Below are 15,701 nucleotides of genomic sequence, written 5' to 3' on the forward strand. Positions count from 1 at the left end.
TTATGGCTGCGGATGGGTCCGAAGGCTACTGCCGGCCCGACCGGAGCGGAGGGAGGAGAACCAGCTCAACGGATTGAAGCTGGTCGATCCATCCAGGCTGAAAGTGATGAATTCGGCGCGCCCGCCGATATTCTCCCACGGCACCGGTCCGCCCAGGCCATGCTCCTGGTCGCCGAGCGCGAACCGGCTGTCGGCGCTGCGGTCCCGGTTGTCCCCCATCAGGAAGACGTGGTTGGCCGGAACGGTGACCGGGCCATAGTCGTCGCCCTGGCTTGGGCCGAGGTCGATCGTGTCGAAGCTCGCGCCGTTGGGGAGCGTTTCTCGGACGATCGGCAGGCGGCAGTAACGCTTGCCGTCGGCGGCCTCGACCAGGAAGCCGGCGAACTCGATCCCGCATGGCGCATTGGCATCGACCGGGATCATCGCCGGCGGGCGGACCTGGCGCCGGACCTGCTGCCCGTTGAGGATCAGCCGGCCGTCGCGCACCGCCACCGTATCGCCAGGGCCGGCGATCACCCGCTTGATGTAATCTTCGCGCGCACCCGGAGGCGTGACGATCACCACGTCGCCGGGCGTCGGCAGCTTGCCGAACAAGCGACCACTCATCTCCGGCATGATGTGGAAACTTGGCGAGACCCACGACCAGCCGTAAGGATATTTGCTGACCACCAGCCGGTCGCCCTTGAGCAGGCCGGGCATCATTGATTCTGACGGAATGTAGAAGGGCTTGGCAACAAAGCTGTGGAACAGCAGCACCGCCAGCAGGACCCAGAACAGCCCCTTGATCTCCCGCCACAGCGCGGAATCCTTCTTCTCCGCCGGCAGCTCTGCCGGAGTCGGAGCGGCCGCGCTCGGGGTCAGGGTTTGCGCCTCGTCGTTCAATCAGCTCTCCAGCATATGCGCTTCGAGGATCACAAAGGCCTGCGCCCAGGGATGATCGTCGGTCATGGTCAAGTGGACGGTCAAGGCGTGGCCCGGCGGCGTGAGAGAATCAAGCCTGTCCCTCGCTCCGCCAGTCAGCACCAGGGTGGGCTTACCGGATGGCGCATTAGCGACACCGATATCCTTCATGAACACGCCGCGCTTGAAGCCGGTGCCGACCGCCTTGGAGAAGGCTTCCTTGGCGGCGAAGCGTTTGGCGAGGGTCCCGGCGGAGGTGAACGGGCGGCGCGCGGCCTTGGCGCGCTCGGTCTCGGTGAAGACGCGCTGAAGAAACCGGTCGCCGAACCGGTCGATCGACGCCTGGATGCGCTCGATATTGCACAGGTCTGAGCCCAGGCCGACGATCACCGCGCCGCGTCCATAAGTTCGCGCATCTTGCGGACACTCTGCTCGAGCCCCGTGAACAGCGCCTCGCCGACCAGGAAGTGGCCGATATTGAGCTCACGGATCTGCGGAATGGCGGCGACCGGGACGACATTGTCGAAGGTCAGGCCGTGTCCCGCATGGGGTTCGATCCCGTTCTTGGCTGCCAGCGCGGCGCAGTCGGCAATCCGCTTCAGTTCCTCGGTCCGGGCCGCTCCGTCGCGGTGGGCGTAGCGGCCAGTGTGGAACTCGACCACTGGAGCCCCCAGCTCGATCGCCGCAGCCACCTGGCGTTCGGTTGGCTCGATGAACAGGCTGACGCGAATACCGTCGCCGGACAGCCGAGCGATCATCGGCCCAAGCGCCTCGCGGTGGCCGTCGGCGTCGAGCCCCCCTTCGGTGGTCCGTTCTTCCCGCCGTTCCGGAACGATGCAGGCAGCGTGCGGCCGATGGCGCAGGGCGATCTCCAGCATCTCCTCGGTCGCGGCCATCTCCAGATTCAGCGGGAGGCCGATCTCCACCATCAGTCGGTCGATGTCGCGGTCGGTGATATGGCGGCGGTCTTCGCGGAGATGGGCGGTAATCCCATCGGCCCCCGCGGCCTGCGCGGCGTGGGCGGCGCGGACCGGGTCGGGGTGCTCCCCGCCGCGCGCATTGCGGATGGTCGCGACATGGTCGATGTTGACGCCGAGGCGAAGCTCGCGGCTCAAGCGGCCCTGCTACCCGGTTTCACCGCCGGAATCACTGCCAGGTCGGATGGCAGGTCGTCGGCTGCGTAGGTCGGAACATCGATGCGGATCAGCGGCGTGAATGGTACGCCCAGATCGGCGGTGCCGCCTGAGCGGTCGACCAGCGCCGCGGCGGCGATCACCCGGCCGCCCGCTTCCTCGACCGCCGTGATGGCTTCGCGCGACGACAGGCCGGTGGTGACCACGTCCTCCACCAGCAGAACCCGCGCGCCACGCTCCAGGGCGAAGCCACGGCGGAGATGGAACTCGCCCTCGGGACGCTCGACGAACATCGCCGGGCGGCCCAGCGCGCGGCCCATTTCGTGACCGATGATCACTCCGCCCATCGCGGGAGAGACCACCACGTCGATGGCGCTGCGGACCTCGGCCGGGAGCTTGGCCGCCAATGCCCGCGCCAGCCGCTCGGCACGGGCCGGGTCCATCAGCACCCGCGCGCACTGGAGGTAGCGCGGGCTGCGCAGCCCGGATGACAGGATGAAATGGCCTTCCAGCAGCGCCCCCGCTGCCCGGAACTCCGCCAGCACCTGCTCGTCGGTCATCGCCACGTCGGTCGTCATGGGCCGCTGATAAGCGCCTGCCCCCGGTCCTTCAACCACCGCGCAAGTGCCGCAGACAAGCGCTTGAGACGGTGGAAAGCCGCGCCTATAAGGCCGCCACTTTGGCGTGCCGGCCCGGCGCGCCGCTTCGCGCAGCGCTGTCAACCGGGGTTGGAATGAAACTGATTGGATGGGTAATCGCCCTGGCTGCCGCCGGGCTCACTCCTGCAGCGGCAGCCGTGCCGACGGTGGCGCAGCCGCAGGCCTCCGCGCCTGCCGCCGCCGCCGCTGGAACGCCGCAAGCCGGCGCCGCCGCCACTGACCCGACCCCCGGCCCCAGTGCCGTTGCCGCCGCGCCGGGCACTGCTCCGGCTGCCACCTTCGACCATGCCGCGCCGGTGGCCGGAATCGGCATGCCCGATGGCCGCATGGGCACCCAGGACCAGTTCACGCCGATCGGCCGTGAAGGCGCCGCGTTCCACAACAATTGGCTGCTGCTGCTGTGCGCGCTGATCAGCCTGTTCGTGCTGGGCCTGCTCGCCTACACCATCGTGCGCTACCGCCGCGCCGCTCACCCAGTCCCTTCGCGGACCAGCCACAACACGTTTGTGGAAGTCGTCTGGACCCTGGTTCCGGTGCTGATCCTGGTGGCGATCGCGATCCCCTCGATCCGACTGATCCGCCACCAATATTCGCCGCCGCCGGCCGATCTCACCATCAAGGTGATCGGCAACCAATGGTATTGGAGCTACCAGTATCCTGACCATGGTGGGTTCGAGATCGTCTCCAACATGCTCAAGGAACGGGGGGAGGCCGCCGCCGGGACCCGCTTCCGTACCGACGCCGACGGTCCGCGCCTGCTGGCAGTGGACGAGCGGCTGGTGATTCCGGCCGGCGCAGTGGTGAAGTTCATAGTCACCTCCAACGACGTCATCCACAGCTTCGCCGTTCCGGCCTTCTGGACCAAGATCGACGCGAACCCGGGCATCCTCAACGAGACCTGGGCCAAGGTCGATCGGCCCGGCGTCTACTTCGGGCAGTGCTCCGAACTGTGCGGGGCACGGCATGCCTACATGCCGATCGCCGTCGAGGTCGTCACTCCGCAGCGCTTCGCCCAGTGGGTCGCCGCCAAGGGTGGCACCATGCCCGGGACTCGTCCCGCCGCGACTCCGGACAGCACGGCCGCGACGCAGGTCACGCCGTCCGCCGTCCCGGCAGCGGCTGCGCCGACTCCTGCTCCGGCAGGCGGCGCCCCGACGAATGCGGCCCCGGCCAATCCCACCCCTGCGCCCACGCAGGGCGCACCGAACAACAATTAAGACGAAGCGGACCTATCCATGGCGACCACCGCAGACACTCTTCCGCTCAGGGCTCACGAAGCTCATGACGCGCATCACGACGCGGACCACAAGCCGGGCTTCTTCGCCCGCTGGTTCATGTCGACCAATCACAAGGACATCGGCACGCTGTACCTGATCTTCGCGATCGTCGCGGGGGTCATCGGCGGTGCCATTTCCGGCATCATGCGGGCCGAGCTGGCCGAACCGGGCATCCAGATTCTGACCCAGGGATGGCCGCTCGGGGCGGGCAGCGCCAACTTCGACGAAGCGCTGCATCATTGGAACGTGCTGATCACGGCCCACGGCTTGATCATGGTCTTCTTCATGGTCATGCCGGCGCTGATCGGCGGATTTGCCAACTGGTTCGTGCCGATCATGATCGGTGCTCCCGATATGGCGTTCCCGCGGATGAACAACATCAGCTTCTGGCTGATCGTCCCGGCCTTCATCCTGCTGCTCGGCTCGTCGTTCGTGTCGGGAGGCACCGGCGTGGGCGCGGGCACAGGCTGGACCGTCTATGCGCCGCTGTCGACCAGCGGCTCGGCGGGGCCGGCGGTGGACATGGCGATCTTCTCGCTCCACCTCGCCGGCGCAAGCTCGATCCTTGGCGCGATCAACTTCATCACCACCATCTTCAACATGCGCGCGCCGGGGATGACCCTGCACAAGATGCCGCTGTTCGTGTGGTCGGTGCTTGTCACCGCCTTTCTGCTGCTGCTGGCGCTGCCGGTGCTGGCGGGTGCGATCACCATGCTGCTGACCGACCGCAACTTCGGTACGTCCTTCTTCGATGCGTCGGGCGGCGGCGACCCGATCCTGTACCAGCACCTGTTCTGGTTCTTCGGCCATCCCGAAGTGTACATCATGATCCTGCCGGCCTTCGGCATCGTCAGCCAGATCATTGCCACCTTCAGCCGCAAGCCGGTGTTCGGCTATCTCGGCATGGCCTACGCCATGGTGGCGATCGGCGTGGTCGGGTTCGTCGTGTGGGCGCACCACATGTTCGTGATCGGCATGGACGTGAACGTGAAGATGTACTTCACCGCCGCCACCATGATCATCGCAGTTCCGACCGGCGTGAAGATCTTCAGCTGGATCGCAACCATGTGGGGGGGCTCGATCTCATTCGAGACTCCGATGCTGTGGGCGATCGGCTTCATCTTCCTGTTCACCGTCGGCGGCGTGACTGGCGTCGTGCTCGCCAACGGCGGCGTCGACACCTACATGCACGACACCTACTACGTGGTGGCGCACTTCCACTACGTGCTGTCGCTGGGCGCGGTGTTCGGGCTGTTCGCGGGCTTCTACTACTGGTTCCCGAAAATGAGCGGGAAGATGTACAACGAGTTCCTCGGCAAGCTCCATTTCTTCGTGATGTTCGTGGGCGTGAATCTGATCTTCTTCCCGCAGCATTTCCTGGGCTTGGATGGGATGCCGCGGCGCTATCCGGATTATCCGGATGCGTTCGCTTACTGGAACTACATTTCCACCGTCGGCTACATGATCACGGCGGCCGCGATGGGCATATTCTTCGTCAACCTGTTCTGGTCGCTGCTGGCCGGCAAGAAGGCTCCCGACAACCCGTGGGGCGAAGGCGCGACGACGCTCGAGTGGACGTTGTCCAGCCCTCCGCCGTACCACCAGTTCGAGACCCTGCCGAAGATCGACTAGCCGAAGCGCAGAGTAGAAGGGCCGGGACCGCCGAAGCGGTTCCGGCCTTTTTGCGGATTGTCATAGGAATCCGGGGCGGGCTGCGGGGGGCGACGCACCGAGTCACGGGCTTTGCTGCCGCGAGGCCGACCACGGTAGGCCTAAAGGACCTGCCCGGCCGCCCAGCCGCTGGCCCAGGCCCACTGAAAATTATACCCGCCGAGCCAGCCGGTGACGTCCACCGCCTCGCCGATGCAGAACAGGCCCGGCAGATGCCTCGCCGCCATCGTCTGCGACGACAGCCCAGCCGTCGCGATACCGCCGACGGTCACCTCGGCCTTTGCGAACCCTTCGGTGCCATTCGGGCGGAAGGTCCAGCCGGCGAGTGTCGCGCCCGCGCCCTGCAGCCGCCGGTCGGTGATGCTGCCAAGCTCGCCGGAAAGACCGAGCCGCTGCCCAAGCGTATCCGCCAGCCGGACCGGAAGCTTCGACCGCAGCGTTGCCGCGGCTGTCGCCCGTGGCCGGAACCGCTTTTCAGTGACGAGCCAGCCGGGCTCGTCGTCAGGGAGGAAGTCGATCGCGATCGCCTGTCCGTGCCGCCAGTAGCTGGAGACTTGCAGGATCGCAGGCCCGGACATTCCGCGGTGGGTGAACAGCGCCGCCTCGCGAAATCTCGCCGAGCCGCTGCGGGCGACCACTTCGGTCGCGACGCCCGACAGTTCGCGGAACAACGCCTCCTCTCCGCTCAGCGTCAGCGGGACCAACGCGGGACGCGGCTCGACCACCTTCAGGCCGAAGCGTCGGGCAAGGTCGTAGGCAAATCCGGTCGCGCCGAGCTTCGGGATCGATGGCCCGCCCGTCGCCAGCACCAACTGCGGTGCCTCCAGGGATCGCTCGCCGACCCGAACGCAGAAGCGGCCATCCGTGTGGGCCACTTGCCCGACCGTCTCGCCAAGCTGCAGCGTGACCCCGCCCTTCTCACATTCGGCGAGCAGCATGGCGACGATCTGCCGCGCGGAATTGTCGCAGAACAATTGACCGAGGGTCTTTTCGTGCCAGGCGATTCGGTGTTCGTCGACCAGCGCAACGAAGTCGGCCGGGGTATAGCGTCCAAGCGCCGACTTCATGAAATGCGGGTTGGCCGACAGATAGTTCTGCGGTCCGGCGTGCACATTGGTGAAGTTGCATCGCCCGCCGCCGGAAATCAGGATCTTCTTCCCCGGCTCATCGGCATGGTCCACCAGCAGCACCCGCCGCCCGCGCTGGCCGGCGACCGCCGCGCACATCAGCCCGGCGGCACCGGCACCGAGGATGATCGCGTCGAAGGAGGTGGTGCCGTTCCGCATGGCGCCGTCCTAGCGTGCGCCGTCGGCGGCGGGAATGAGCACCAGCTCACATCCGTAGGCCCGCCCCGCGCCTCATGTTATCCTTGCCGCCCCTCGAAGCGGAGGCTGCCATGCAGAGCACCACCGTCCGGCTGGGCGCTTCGGCGCTGCTCGCTGCCGCATTCCTGGCGCCAAGCCCTGCCCCCAATCGGGTCGACGACACCAGGATCATCGACCTGACCCATGCCTTCGATGAGCGGACGATCTACTGGCCGACCGCCAAACCCTTCACATGGGAAAAGGAGGCGTGGGGCCGGGCGCCGGGCGGCTACTGGTACACCGCCGGCCGCTACTCGGCGAGCGAGCATGGCGGCACCCACCTGGATGCGCCGATCCACTTCGCTGAAGGGCAACAGGCGGCGGACGAAGTCCCCTTGTCCCGGCTGCTCGGGCCGGCAGCCGTGATCGATGTTTCCGAGGCCGCGGCTCGCGACCGTGATTATCGTGTCGGGCCGGGTGACCTCCACCGCTGGGAAATCAGCTACGGACCGATCCCGCCGAACAGCATCGTTCTTATCCGCTCCGGCTGGGCTCGCTTCTGGACCGATCGCAAGCGCTACCTGGGCAGTGCCGTCCCGCGGGATACGGCCAACCTGCACTTCCCCGGCATCTCGCGGGAGGCAGCCGAACTGCTCGTCCGCCGGCGTGTCGATGCCGTTGGGATCGATACGCCAAGCCTCGACAATGGGCAGTCGCGGGACTTCATGGCGCATCGTATTCTGTCCGCCGCGAACATTCCCGGGTTGGAGAATGTCGCCAGCCTTGAGCAACTGCCGCCGGCGGGCGCGACGGTGATCGCACTGCCGATGAAGATCCGGGGCGGCAGCGGTGGGCCCGCGCGGATCATCGCCCTGCTGCCGTAAGCGGCTAGTTCACCCGCCGCGCAGCGATGACCTTGATCGCGGGCTCAAGCATCTGCCCCTTCATCGCGCCGCTGCCCTTGGCGGGATCGACGGGGGCGGCGAGGATGGCTTTCACCACGTCCATGCCCTCGACCACCCGGCCGAACGCCGCGAAGCTGTCGCCGAAGGTCGTGATCGGTCCGGCGAGGATGAAGAAATCGGCACGTGCGGTGCCCGGGCCGATGTTGGCCATCGCTATCGCCCCGGCGTCCATGGTCACGCCCGTTTGCGACGGCGGCTCGTGCGCGATCGGCGGATAGAGCAGGCGCGCATCCTTGGTGATGCCGGCCTGGATCAGCCCGCTGCCCTTGCCGTAAGGCATCGCGCGGTAAAAGCTGATGCCGTCGAACCTCTTGGCATCGACGTATCGCAGGAAGTTGGTGGTGGTGACCGGCGCCCGCCTGGCGTCCAGCGCGAGCACGATGCGGCCCTTGTCGGTGTCCAGCGCAACGCGAACAAGATCGTCCTTGGGCGCTACCGCGGAAGGCGGAGCGGCCGGAGCTTGGGCAAGGGCCGGAACTGCGGCGAAGGCGCTGAGAAGAAGAGCGATTCGGTGGATCATCTCCGCAGCCTAGCGACTCTTCGCCGACCGCTCTATAGGCGGCGCGAGCCATGACACCCGCCGCCGCTGCCCCCGATCTGCCTGCCGACTGGCGGGACCTGTTCGCGCTGACCAAGCCGCGGGTGATGACGCTGGTGGTGTTCACCGGCCTGTGCGGGCTCCTCGCCGCGCCAGTGGCAATGAATCCGGTGCTCGCCTTCGCCAGCGTGCTGTGCATCGCGCTGGGGGCGGGCGGAGCGGGGGCGCTCAACCAATGGTATGAGGCGGACCTCGACGCGCAGATGCGGCGCACGTCCGCGCGGCCACTTCCCGCCGGGCGGATGAGCCGGCAGACCGCACTGCACTTCGCGGTCGGCCTGTCGATCTTTTCAGTGATCCTGATGGACCTTGCCGCCAATCACCTGGCGGCGGCGATCCTGGCCGTGTCCATCCTGTTCTATGTGCTGATCTACACGGTCTGGCTGAAGCGCCGGACACCGCAGAACATCGTCATCGGAGGCGCGGCTGGGGCATTTCCGCCACTGATCGGCTGGGCCGCGGCGACGGGAGAAATCGCGCTGCTGCCGGTGCTGCTGTTCCTGCTGATCTTCCTGTGGACCCCGCCGCATTTCTGGGCGCTGAGCCTGTTCGTCCGCTCCGACTATGCCGCCGCGGGGGTGCCGATGCTGCCGGTGGTGGCCGGCGCGCAGGCGACGCGGCGACAGGTGGCGCTCTACAGCTTGCCAATGGCCGCCTGCGCTGTTGCGCCCTGGATGCTGGGGCTGACCGGCCCGATCTACGGCGTCGCGGCGGCGGCCTTGTCGGCTTTCTTCGTCTTCCTGGCGTTCGCCGTGCTGGCGAACAAGGCAACCGAGCCGGCTAGCATGGGCCCGGAAAAGCGGCTGTTCGCTTTCTCGATCGCCTACCTGTTCCTCCTCTTTGGCGCGCTGGTGGTTGACCGCTTCGCCGCCCCTCTCCTTCACGGATGAACCGATGACCGACGACCGCGCACCGCGCCCCGAAGACGAGCTGATCCGCAAGCGCCAGGCGAGCGGCGCGCGCGCAACCGCTTTGCTGCTGATCGGCTTCGTCGTGCTGGTGTTCGCCATCACCATCGCCAAGATGTCGATCAACCAATGACTACGCTTGCGCAGAAGAACCGCAGCGTCGCGCTGAAGGCGGTGCTGTTCGTGCTGGTCATGGTCGGCGTCGCCTTCGCCTCCGTGCCGCTGTACCGGATCTTCTGCCAGGTGACGGGCTTCGGCGGCACTCCGCTGCGCGCCGAGACGGCTCCGGGCCCCGTCGCTGGGCGGATCGGCATCCGCTTCGATGCCAACATCAACCCAGCCCTGCCGTGGAGTTTCACCGCGCCGGAGCGGATCCAGATCGCTCCCGGCGCGCGGACGGTGGTCAACTACCGCTCGAAGAACATGGTCGCTCGCGCGACTACTGGGCGGGCGATCTTCAACGTGTCGCCCGCCAAGGCGGGTCAGTATTTCAGCAAGATCGAATGCTTCTGCTTCACGGAACAGACGCTGAAACCCGGCGAGGAAGTCGACATGCCGGTGGTGTTCTTCGTCGATCCCAAGATCCGCGAGGACGAGGCCACGAGCACGCTCGACGAGATCACCCTCTCCTATACGTTTTACCCGGTGGAAAATCCGGAAAGCGCCCGCTAGAGCGCAATTAAACAGAGGAACGCGAGACGCCCATGGCCGCCACGAAGAACCATCCGTATCACATCCTGCCGCCCAGCCTGTGGCCGCTGCTGGGCAGTTTCTCGGCGCTGGCGCTGACCGGCGGCGGAGTGATGTGGATGCACGACAACCCTTACGGGATGTTCGTGACCCTGCTCGGCTTGGCCGGCGTGCTGGTGACCATGTACAGCTGGTGGCGCGACGTGGTGCATGAAAGCCGCGCCGGCGACCATACGCCGATCGTGCAGCTTCACCTGCGCTACGGCATGATCCTGTTCATCGCATCCGAAGTAATGTTCTTCGTCGCGTGGTTCTGGGCATTCTTCGACAATGCCCTGTTCCCCAGCGCGGTCGACGCCGTTGGCGCACAATGGCCGCCCAAGGGCACCGAAGTGCTCGACCCGTTTGGCTGGCCGCTGCTCAACACCTTCATCCTGCTGTGTTCGGGCACCACCGTCACCTGGGCGCACCATTCGCTGATCCATGGCGACCGCGAGGGCCTGAAGAAGGGCCTGCTGGCGACGATTGCGCTCGGCCTGCTGTTCTCGGCCATCCAGGCGTACGAATATGTCCATGCCCCGTTCGCCTTCAGCCTGGCCAATGGCGGCAACATCTATTCCTCCACATTCTTCATGGCGACCGGCTTCCACGGCTTCCATGTGATCGTCGGCACCATCTTCCTGATCATCTGCTACCTGCGCGCCGCCAAGGGCGACTTCACGCCGCAAAAGCACTTCGGGTTCGAAGCGGCGGCCTGGTACTGGCACTTCGTCGACGTCGTCTGGCTGTTCCTGTTCGTGTCCATCTACGTATGGGGCGGCTGGGGCGCGCCGGTTCACGGTTGATCGACCACGACCCGCGGCAGGAGCTTGCGCCGGCCTCCTTGGCCTTGCGCGGGCTCTGCCCCCGCTGCGGGAAGGGCAAGCTGTTCCGCGGCTGGGTGCGGTTCGCGGAGCGCTGCTCGGCTTGCGACCTGAGCTTCAGCCAGTTCAATGTCGGTGACGGGCCAGCGGCGTTCCTGATCCTGATCGTCGGCGCGGTCGTGACCGTCGGCGCGCTGGTCACCGACGCCGTGCTCGAGCCGCCGTGGTGGGTTCACCTGGTCTGGGTCCCCGTCGCCGTGCTGCTTACGGCTCCCGGCCTGCGCCTCGGCAAGATACTGCTGCTGGCCCAGGAATATCAGCACAAGGCTCGCGAGGGGCAGATCGTCCAGTGACCCGCCGGATCCCGCTCCTCCCAACTCTCGTCGTCGCCGCCGCGGTATTGGTGATGGTCGGGCTGGGCATTTGGCAACTTCAGCGCGCGGCTGAGAAAGAGGCGTCGCTCGCCCGCTACAATCAGGCCGAGCACCTTCCTGCCGTGGCATGGCCAACCGTGCCCGTGTCAGACACAGACCTGCCGCTATTCCGTCAAGCGAGCGGTTTGTGTCTCCGGCCCGTCTTCAGCAAGGCGGTCGCTGGCCGCAACCGCCGCGGCGAGAGCGGCTACAGCCATCTGGTCGATTGTGACACCGGTGCCGAAGGTCCCGGCATGAGGATTGACATCGGGTGGTCGCGCGATCCTCTGGCGGGCGCTGCCTGGCGGGGCGGTCCGGTCGCCGGCGTGATCGGCCCGGACAGCCAGGTCCGGATGCGCCTGATCTCCGCATCGGGGCAGGCCGGGCTCGAGGCGAGCGCTCCGCCCAGCCCGGCCGACATCCCCAACAACCACCGCTCATACGCAGTGCAATGGTTCCTGTTCGCGCTCAGCGCATTGATCATCTATGGGCTTGCGCTTCGCGGTCGGAGGGCGAAGACGACTTCATGACCCCGCGCCTGCATACCCTTCCGAACGGCCTTTCGATCATTGTCGATCCGGTGCCCGGCGCCCAATCCGCCGCGGTCGGCCTCCACGCCGGTGTCGGCTCCCGCGCCGAAGCGTTCGGCCAGGGCGGGCTCGCCCACATGCTCGAGCATATGGTGTTCAAGGGCGCCGCCGGCCGCTCCGCCCGCCAGATCGCGGAAGCGATCGAGGATGTCGGCGGCCACCTCAACGCCTGGACCGGTCGCGACCAGACGGTGTTCCACGCACGGACCCTGGCGGCGGACGTGCCGCTGGCGGTGAACCTGATTGCCGACCTGCTGCGCGAGCCGGACCTCGATGCGGACGAACTCGAGCGCGAGAAGGGCGTGGTTCTCTCCGAGCTCGGCGAATATCGCGACAATCCCGAGGACTTCGCCGGCGACCTGCTGTTCGAGGCGGCGTTCGGTGGGCAAGCGCTTGGGCGGCCGATCATCGGCACCGAGCAGTCGGTGCGGGCGCTCACAAGGAATGACCTGACCGACTGGATGAGGCGCGAGCTGGTTGCCTCGCGGCTGCTGCTTGTGGCTGCTGGGGCGGTCGACGAGGACGCGCTTCTGGCGTTGGCGGAGAAGCGCTTCGGCGACATGGCCGCCTCCCCGCCGCCAGCAACGGTGCAAGCCTCTTTCGGCGGCGGCGAGCGGATCGACGCGCGCAGTTGCGAGCAGGCGCACTGGAGCTTCGCCCTGCCAGGTCCCGCGGCAGGTGCGGCGGCAATGCCGGCGACCAGCATCTTCTCGCAGGCCGTCGGGGGCGGCATGTCCTCGCGGCTGTTCCAGATGCTCCGGGAAGAGCGCGGCCTGGCTTACTCCATCTATTCCTGGACCCAGGGGTTTGCCGACAGCGGCCTTTTCGCGGTGAGCGCGGCGACCGATTGCAGCGACGCCGCCGCCGCCCTGGCGCTTGCCCGCCAGATCGTGCGCGCAGCCGCTGACGACCTGTCGCCGCAGGAAGTGAGCCGCGCCCGGGCGCAGATCGAGGCCGGCCTGCTGATGAGCCTGGAGACCGCTCAAGGCCGCGCCGACCATCACGCCCGCAATTTCGAGATCTTCGGCCGGTTGGTCCCTCTCGCCGAAACACTTGACGAGATTCGTGCGGTCGATGCCGTCGCCGCACGGGCAGCCGGAGCCGCACTCCACGAAGGACCGACCGCGCTTGCCTGCGTCGGCGGAAACCTCGCGCTCGCCGCATGACCGATCTCCTCACGCTGGTGGCCGAGCCCTGGGCGGACTGGGGCCTGATCGATTCGGGCAACGGCCTGAAACTGGAGCGCTACGGCCCGGTGCGCGTCGTCCGCCCGGACCCGCAGGCGATGTGGGCGCCCGCCCATGGGGATTGGGATCCGGACGCGAGCTTCATTCCCGGCTCGGATGAGGAAGGGGGCGGTCGCTGGGTCCACCACCGGGCTGTCGAGCGCAGCTGGCCGCTGAGCCGGGGAGCGGTACGGTTCCACGCGTCGCTGACGCCGTTCCGCCACCTTGCATTCTTCCCGGACATGGCGCCGCAATGGGACTGGATGCGGGACAGGGTCCAGCAAGGGCCCGGCGACGCGGAGATCATGAACCTGTTCGGCTACACCGGCGTCGGTACGCTGCTGCTCAGCGAAGCCGGTGCCCGGATGGTGCATGTCGACGCGTCCAAGAAGAGCGTCGACGCCGGCAAGGACAATGCGGCCCTGTCCGGGCTGAGCGACCGGCCGATCCGCTGGATGGTCGACGATGCCGCCAAGTTCACGGCGCGCGAGGTCCGGCGGGGCCGCCGCTACGACGGCATTCTGCTCGACCCGCCGAAGTTCGGCCGAGGCCCGACTGGCGAGGTGTGGCGGCTGGAAGAGCATCTTGCGCCGCTGCTCGCAGACTGTCGCAAGCTGCTGGACGAGAATAGCCGCTTCCTGGTGCTGACGGTCTACGCCGTGCGCATGTCGGCGCTGGCCATCGGCGAGCTGCTCCGCCAGCTGACGGCCGATCTCGGTGGCCGGGTCGAAGCCGGTGAAATGGCTGTCCGCGAGGAAGCGCGGGGACTGCTGTTGCCGACCGCCATCTTCGCCCGCTGGTCGCGCGATTAGGTCCGCAGCGCGCGGATCGCTGCCCCGGAGACGAACGGCGCCCCGGCAAGGACGAAGAGGGCGACCGCCGCTTCGAGCTTCAGCGCGCCGTTGCCGCCCTCGCCCGCGGCCGAAGCCCCGAAGATCAGCAGCGGTATCGCCAATGGAAGCAGCAGCAGGCCACTCAGCGCCGGGCTTGCGCGGAGACCCGCGGTCAGGCTGGCCACCGCGACGGCCAGCGCCGCCAGCGCCGGCGTGCCGATTGCCAGGGTGAGGAGCACCCGGCCCAGGGCGGCTTCGTCGAGCCCAAGCAGCACCGACCCCGGCACCGCGGCAAGCAGCAGCAAGGGCCCGAACGTCAGCCAGTGGCCGAGGATCTTGGCCACGGCAATCTCCTCGCCCGAGCAGCCGCGGATGGCGAGCTGATCGAGCACCCCGTCGGCCCGGTCCGGCTCGATCAGCCGGTCCAGCGGCAGCAGCCCCGAGGTCAGCGCGGCGATCCACAGCGCGCCCCCGCCAATCCGCGCCAGCAGCCGCGCATCCGGCCCAATCGCAAACGGAAAGATCGTCGCGACCAGCAGGAAGAACATGACCGGCAACCAGGCGGCGCCGCCCAGCGCACGTCGGGCTTCGCGAAACACGAGTGCTGCGATCACCTGCCCAGCTCCAGGGTCCGCCAGGCGCCGCCGGGCAGCGGCAGGTGGGACGCCGCCACAACCGCACCGCCGTTGTGGCGGTGTGCCGTGATCGCAAGGTCGAGATGGTCGGCGCTTGCCGCGTCCAGGCCGTTCAGCGGCTCGTCGAGCAGCCACAGCGGCGCGCCGGACGCCACCGTCCGCGCCAGCCGCGCTCGCCGCGCCTGCCCGGTGGAGAGCATTCGAACGGGCACGTCGGCCAGGCGCCGCAAATTGAAGGCGCCGAGCGCAATGCCCAGCTCGGGACCACGCCCATCGAGCTTTGCCCAAAACGCCAAAGCCCGCCCTAGCGGGGCTTCGCGGTCAAGAGCCAAGGCATCGTCGGCCAGCGACACGTCGGCGCCGCGCTGCACGTTGCCTGCCGCTGGCTGGAGCAGGCCGGCCGCAAGCCGGAGGAGGCTGGACTTGCCCGCCCCATTGGGGCCGCGCACCAGCATCGCGTCGCCTGCCGCAAGCTCGAAGCTGACCTGCTCGAACAGCAGGCGGCCGCCGCGAACGCAGGCGACATGCTCGAAGCAGAGCAGCGAACTCAATGCTGCCGTTCCAGCGCGTGCATGTCGTCGTCGCTGAAGCCGAAGTGGTGCCCGACCTCATGAACCAGCACATGGGCGACAAGATGCTCCAGCTCTTCCCCGCCGTCCGCCCACTCGTCCAGGATCGGGCGGCGGAACAGGAGCACGCGGTCGGGCAGCGAACCGGATTCCTCGACGCTCTTCTCGGTCAGCGGGCGGCCTTCGTAGAGGCCGGTAAGGTCGAACGGATCATCGATCCCGACGGATGCGAGGGTCTCCTCGTCGGCGAACTCCTGAACCAGCAGCACCACGTCCTTGAGGTGGCTCGCGAATGGTTCGGGAAGCGCGGCAAGCGCGTCGCGAGCGATCCGTTCAATGTCCGCAGCCGACGGCGGGTGCCCGAAAATTCGCATGCGTCGCGGCTTACGGCCAACCGACGCGTCCGCCAAGCAGCGCTTCCTTGCCCCCGCGCCCACGATTGCCTAAGTGGCCCCGGTCCAGGCATG

20 protein-coding genes are annotated in these 15,701 nt (G+C 67.5%); 11 read left to right on the forward strand and 9 right to left on the reverse strand.

The genetic code is table 11. The annotated features are described in order from the left end of the window. From lepB to pyrE, 4 genes are read right to left on the reverse strand one after another with little or no spacing between them, the layout of a single operon-like run. Nucleotides 1-882, reverse strand: a complete 882-nt coding sequence (lepB, locus tag ACFQPG_RS01325) for a signal peptidase I (protein WP_380809633.1) — start codon at nt 880-882, stop codon at nt 1-3. Then, nucleotides 883-1,290, reverse strand: coding sequence for a holo-ACP synthase (gene acpS, locus ACFQPG_RS01330; RefSeq protein WP_380809634.1), 408 nt, complete (start codon nt 1,288-1,290; stop codon nt 883-885). Continuing rightward, nucleotides 1,287-2,015, reverse strand: coding sequence for a pyridoxine 5'-phosphate synthase (locus tag ACFQPG_RS01335; protein WP_380809636.1), 729 nt, complete (start codon nt 2,013-2,015; stop codon nt 1,287-1,289). The genes acpS and ACFQPG_RS01335 overlap by 4 nt, the downstream gene beginning before the upstream one ends. After that, nucleotides 2,012-2,593 (reverse strand): orotate phosphoribosyltransferase, encoded by a 582-nt coding sequence (gene pyrE, locus ACFQPG_RS01340; protein WP_380811663.1) that lies wholly within the window; start codon nt 2,591-2,593, stop codon nt 2,012-2,014. Before pyrE ends, ACFQPG_RS01335 begins: the two co-directional genes overlap by 4 nt. Before the next feature lie 173 nt (nt 2,594-2,766). On the opposite strand from pyrE, the gene coxB reads away from it, so the two are divergent. Together coxB and ctaD are read left to right on the forward strand one after the other, a co-directional pair. Continuing rightward, nucleotides 2,767-3,909, forward strand: a complete 1,143-nt coding sequence (gene coxB, locus ACFQPG_RS01345) for a cytochrome c oxidase subunit II (RefSeq protein WP_380809638.1) — start codon at nt 2,767-2,769, stop codon at nt 3,907-3,909. An 18-nt stretch (nt 3,910-3,927) separates the two neighbouring features. Continuing rightward, nucleotides 3,928-5,601, forward strand: a complete 1,674-nt coding sequence (gene ctaD, locus ACFQPG_RS01350; RefSeq protein WP_380809640.1) for a cytochrome c oxidase subunit I — start codon at nt 3,928-3,930, stop codon at nt 5,599-5,601. A gap of 140 nt (nt 5,602-5,741) precedes the next feature. Here ctaD and ACFQPG_RS01355 read toward each other — a convergent pair whose 3' ends face one another. Further along, on the reverse strand, nt 5,742-6,926 hold the full coding sequence (locus ACFQPG_RS01355; protein ID WP_380809642.1) for an NAD(P)/FAD-dependent oxidoreductase: 1,185 nt from the start codon (nt 6,924-6,926) through the stop codon (nt 5,742-5,744). Between the two features lie 110 nt (nt 6,927-7,036). Between ACFQPG_RS01355 and ACFQPG_RS01360 the strand changes: the two genes are divergently transcribed. After that, a complete protein-coding gene (locus ACFQPG_RS01360) occupies nt 7,037-7,828 on the forward strand; it encodes a cyclase family protein (protein WP_380809643.1) in 792 nt (263 codons plus the stop codon). A 4-nt stretch (nt 7,829-7,832) separates the two neighbouring features. On the opposite strand, the gene ACFQPG_RS01365 is transcribed toward ACFQPG_RS01360, so the two are convergent. Then, a complete protein-coding gene (locus ACFQPG_RS01365) occupies nt 7,833-8,429 on the reverse strand; it encodes a peptidylprolyl isomerase (protein WP_380809645.1) in 597 nt (198 codons plus the stop codon). A 50-nt stretch (nt 8,430-8,479) separates the two neighbouring features. Here ACFQPG_RS01365 and ACFQPG_RS01370 point away from each other — a divergent pair, with 50 nt between their 5' ends. Genes ACFQPG_RS01370 through ACFQPG_RS01405 form a run of 8 tightly spaced genes read left to right on the forward strand, consistent with a single transcriptional unit; the run spans nt 8,480 to nt 14,009 of the window. Then, nucleotides 8,480-9,397 (forward strand): heme o synthase, encoded by a 918-nt coding sequence (locus ACFQPG_RS01370; RefSeq protein WP_380809646.1) that lies wholly within the window; start codon nt 8,480-8,482, stop codon nt 9,395-9,397. A gap of 4 nt (nt 9,398-9,401) precedes the next feature. Then, complete coding sequence (locus ACFQPG_RS01375) at nt 9,402-9,548, forward strand: hypothetical protein (RefSeq protein WP_380809647.1); 147 nt, start codon at nt 9,402-9,404, stop codon at nt 9,546-9,548. Then, a complete protein-coding gene (locus ACFQPG_RS01380; RefSeq protein WP_380809649.1) occupies nt 9,545-10,087 on the forward strand; it encodes a cytochrome c oxidase assembly protein in 543 nt (180 codons plus the stop codon). Before ACFQPG_RS01375 ends, ACFQPG_RS01380 begins: the two co-directional genes overlap by 4 nt. A gap of 32 nt (nt 10,088-10,119) precedes the next feature. Continuing rightward, nucleotides 10,120-10,950 carry a cytochrome c oxidase subunit 3 gene (locus ACFQPG_RS01385; RefSeq protein WP_380809650.1) on the forward strand — a complete coding sequence of 277 codons (831 nt, stop codon included), beginning with the start codon at nt 10,120-10,122 and terminating at the stop codon, nt 10,948-10,950. Then, nucleotides 10,947-11,321 carry a DUF983 domain-containing protein gene (locus ACFQPG_RS01390; protein ID WP_380809652.1) on the forward strand — a complete coding sequence of 125 codons (375 nt, stop codon included), beginning with the start codon at nt 10,947-10,949 and terminating at the stop codon, nt 11,319-11,321. Before ACFQPG_RS01385 ends, ACFQPG_RS01390 begins: the two co-directional genes overlap by 4 nt. Beyond that, entirely contained in the window at nt 11,318-11,911 is a 594-nt protein-coding gene (locus ACFQPG_RS01395; RefSeq protein ID WP_380809653.1) for an SURF1 family protein, read from the forward strand. Before ACFQPG_RS01390 ends, ACFQPG_RS01395 begins: the two co-directional genes overlap by 4 nt. After that, a complete protein-coding gene (locus tag ACFQPG_RS01400; RefSeq protein WP_380809654.1) occupies nt 11,908-13,137 on the forward strand; it encodes a M16 family metallopeptidase in 1,230 nt (409 codons plus the stop codon). The genes ACFQPG_RS01395 and ACFQPG_RS01400 overlap by 4 nt, the downstream gene beginning before the upstream one ends. After that, nucleotides 13,134-14,009 carry a class I SAM-dependent methyltransferase gene (locus ACFQPG_RS01405; protein ID WP_380809655.1) on the forward strand — a complete coding sequence of 292 codons (876 nt, stop codon included), beginning with the start codon at nt 13,134-13,136 and terminating at the stop codon, nt 14,007-14,009. The genes ACFQPG_RS01400 and ACFQPG_RS01405 overlap by 4 nt, the downstream gene beginning before the upstream one ends. Here ACFQPG_RS01405 and ACFQPG_RS01410 read toward each other — a convergent pair. The 3 genes from ACFQPG_RS01410 to ACFQPG_RS01420 are packed head-to-tail and all read right to left on the reverse strand — an operon-like array spanning nt 14,006 to nt 15,608. Beyond that, nucleotides 14,006-14,641 carry a heme exporter protein CcmB gene (locus tag ACFQPG_RS01410; RefSeq protein ID WP_380811665.1) on the reverse strand — a complete coding sequence of 212 codons (636 nt, stop codon included), beginning with the start codon at nt 14,639-14,641 and terminating at the stop codon, nt 14,006-14,008. The genes ACFQPG_RS01405 and ACFQPG_RS01410 overlap by 4 nt on opposite strands. Further along, nucleotides 14,641-15,216 carry a heme ABC exporter ATP-binding protein CcmA gene (gene ccmA / locus ACFQPG_RS01415; RefSeq protein ID WP_380809657.1) on the reverse strand — a complete coding sequence of 192 codons (576 nt, stop codon included), beginning with the start codon at nt 15,214-15,216 and terminating at the stop codon, nt 14,641-14,643. The genes ACFQPG_RS01410 and ccmA overlap by 1 nt, the downstream gene beginning before the upstream one ends. Next, nucleotides 15,213-15,608 (reverse strand): metallopeptidase family protein, encoded by a 396-nt coding sequence (locus ACFQPG_RS01420; protein ID WP_380809659.1) that lies wholly within the window; start codon nt 15,606-15,608, stop codon nt 15,213-15,215. Before ACFQPG_RS01420 ends, ccmA begins: the two co-directional genes overlap by 4 nt. Nucleotides 15,609-15,701 lie beyond the last annotated feature (93 nt).

Source organism: Sphingomonas sp. GCM10030256 (assembly GCF_042666415.1).
Lineage (GTDB): Bacteria > Pseudomonadota > Alphaproteobacteria > Sphingomonadales > Sphingomonadaceae > Sphingomicrobium.

Coding starts and splice junctions, on each gene's coding strand:
- ACFQPG_RS01370 (WP_380809646.1), top strand. CDS start 8,480: ATGACACCCGCCGCCGCTGCCCCCGATCTGCCTGCCGACTGGCGGGAC.
- ACFQPG_RS01355 (WP_380809642.1), bottom strand. CDS start 6,926: ATGCGGAACGGCACCACCTCCTTCGACGCGATCATCCTCGGTGCCGGT.
- ACFQPG_RS01360 (WP_380809643.1), top strand. CDS start 7,037: ATGCAGAGCACCACCGTCCGGCTGGGCGCTTCGGCGCTGCTCGCTGCC.
- ACFQPG_RS01405 (WP_380809655.1), top strand. CDS start 13,134: ATGACCGATCTCCTCACGCTGGTGGCCGAGCCCTGGGCGGACTGGGGC.
- ACFQPG_RS01385 (WP_380809650.1), top strand. CDS start 10,120: ATGGCCGCCACGAAGAACCATCCGTATCACATCCTGCCGCCCAGCCTG.
- pyrE (WP_380811663.1), bottom strand. CDS start 2,593: ATGACCGACGAGCAGGTGCTGGCGGAGTTCCGGGCAGCGGGGGCGCTG.
- ACFQPG_RS01365 (WP_380809645.1), bottom strand. CDS start 8,429: ATGATCCACCGAATCGCTCTTCTTCTCAGCGCCTTCGCCGCAGTTCCG.
- ACFQPG_RS01380 (WP_380809649.1), top strand. CDS start 9,545: ATGACTACGCTTGCGCAGAAGAACCGCAGCGTCGCGCTGAAGGCGGTG.
- ACFQPG_RS01375 (WP_380809647.1), top strand. CDS start 9,402: ATGACCGACGACCGCGCACCGCGCCCCGAAGACGAGCTGATCCGCAAG.
- ACFQPG_RS01420 (WP_380809659.1), bottom strand. CDS start 15,608: ATGCGAATTTTCGGGCACCCGCCGTCGGCTGCGGACATTGAACGGATC.
- ACFQPG_RS01400 (WP_380809654.1), top strand. CDS start 11,908: ATGACCCCGCGCCTGCATACCCTTCCGAACGGCCTTTCGATCATTGTC.
- coxB (WP_380809638.1), top strand. CDS start 2,767: ATGAAACTGATTGGATGGGTAATCGCCCTGGCTGCCGCCGGGCTCACT.
- ctaD (WP_380809640.1), top strand. CDS start 3,928: ATGGCGACCACCGCAGACACTCTTCCGCTCAGGGCTCACGAAGCTCAT.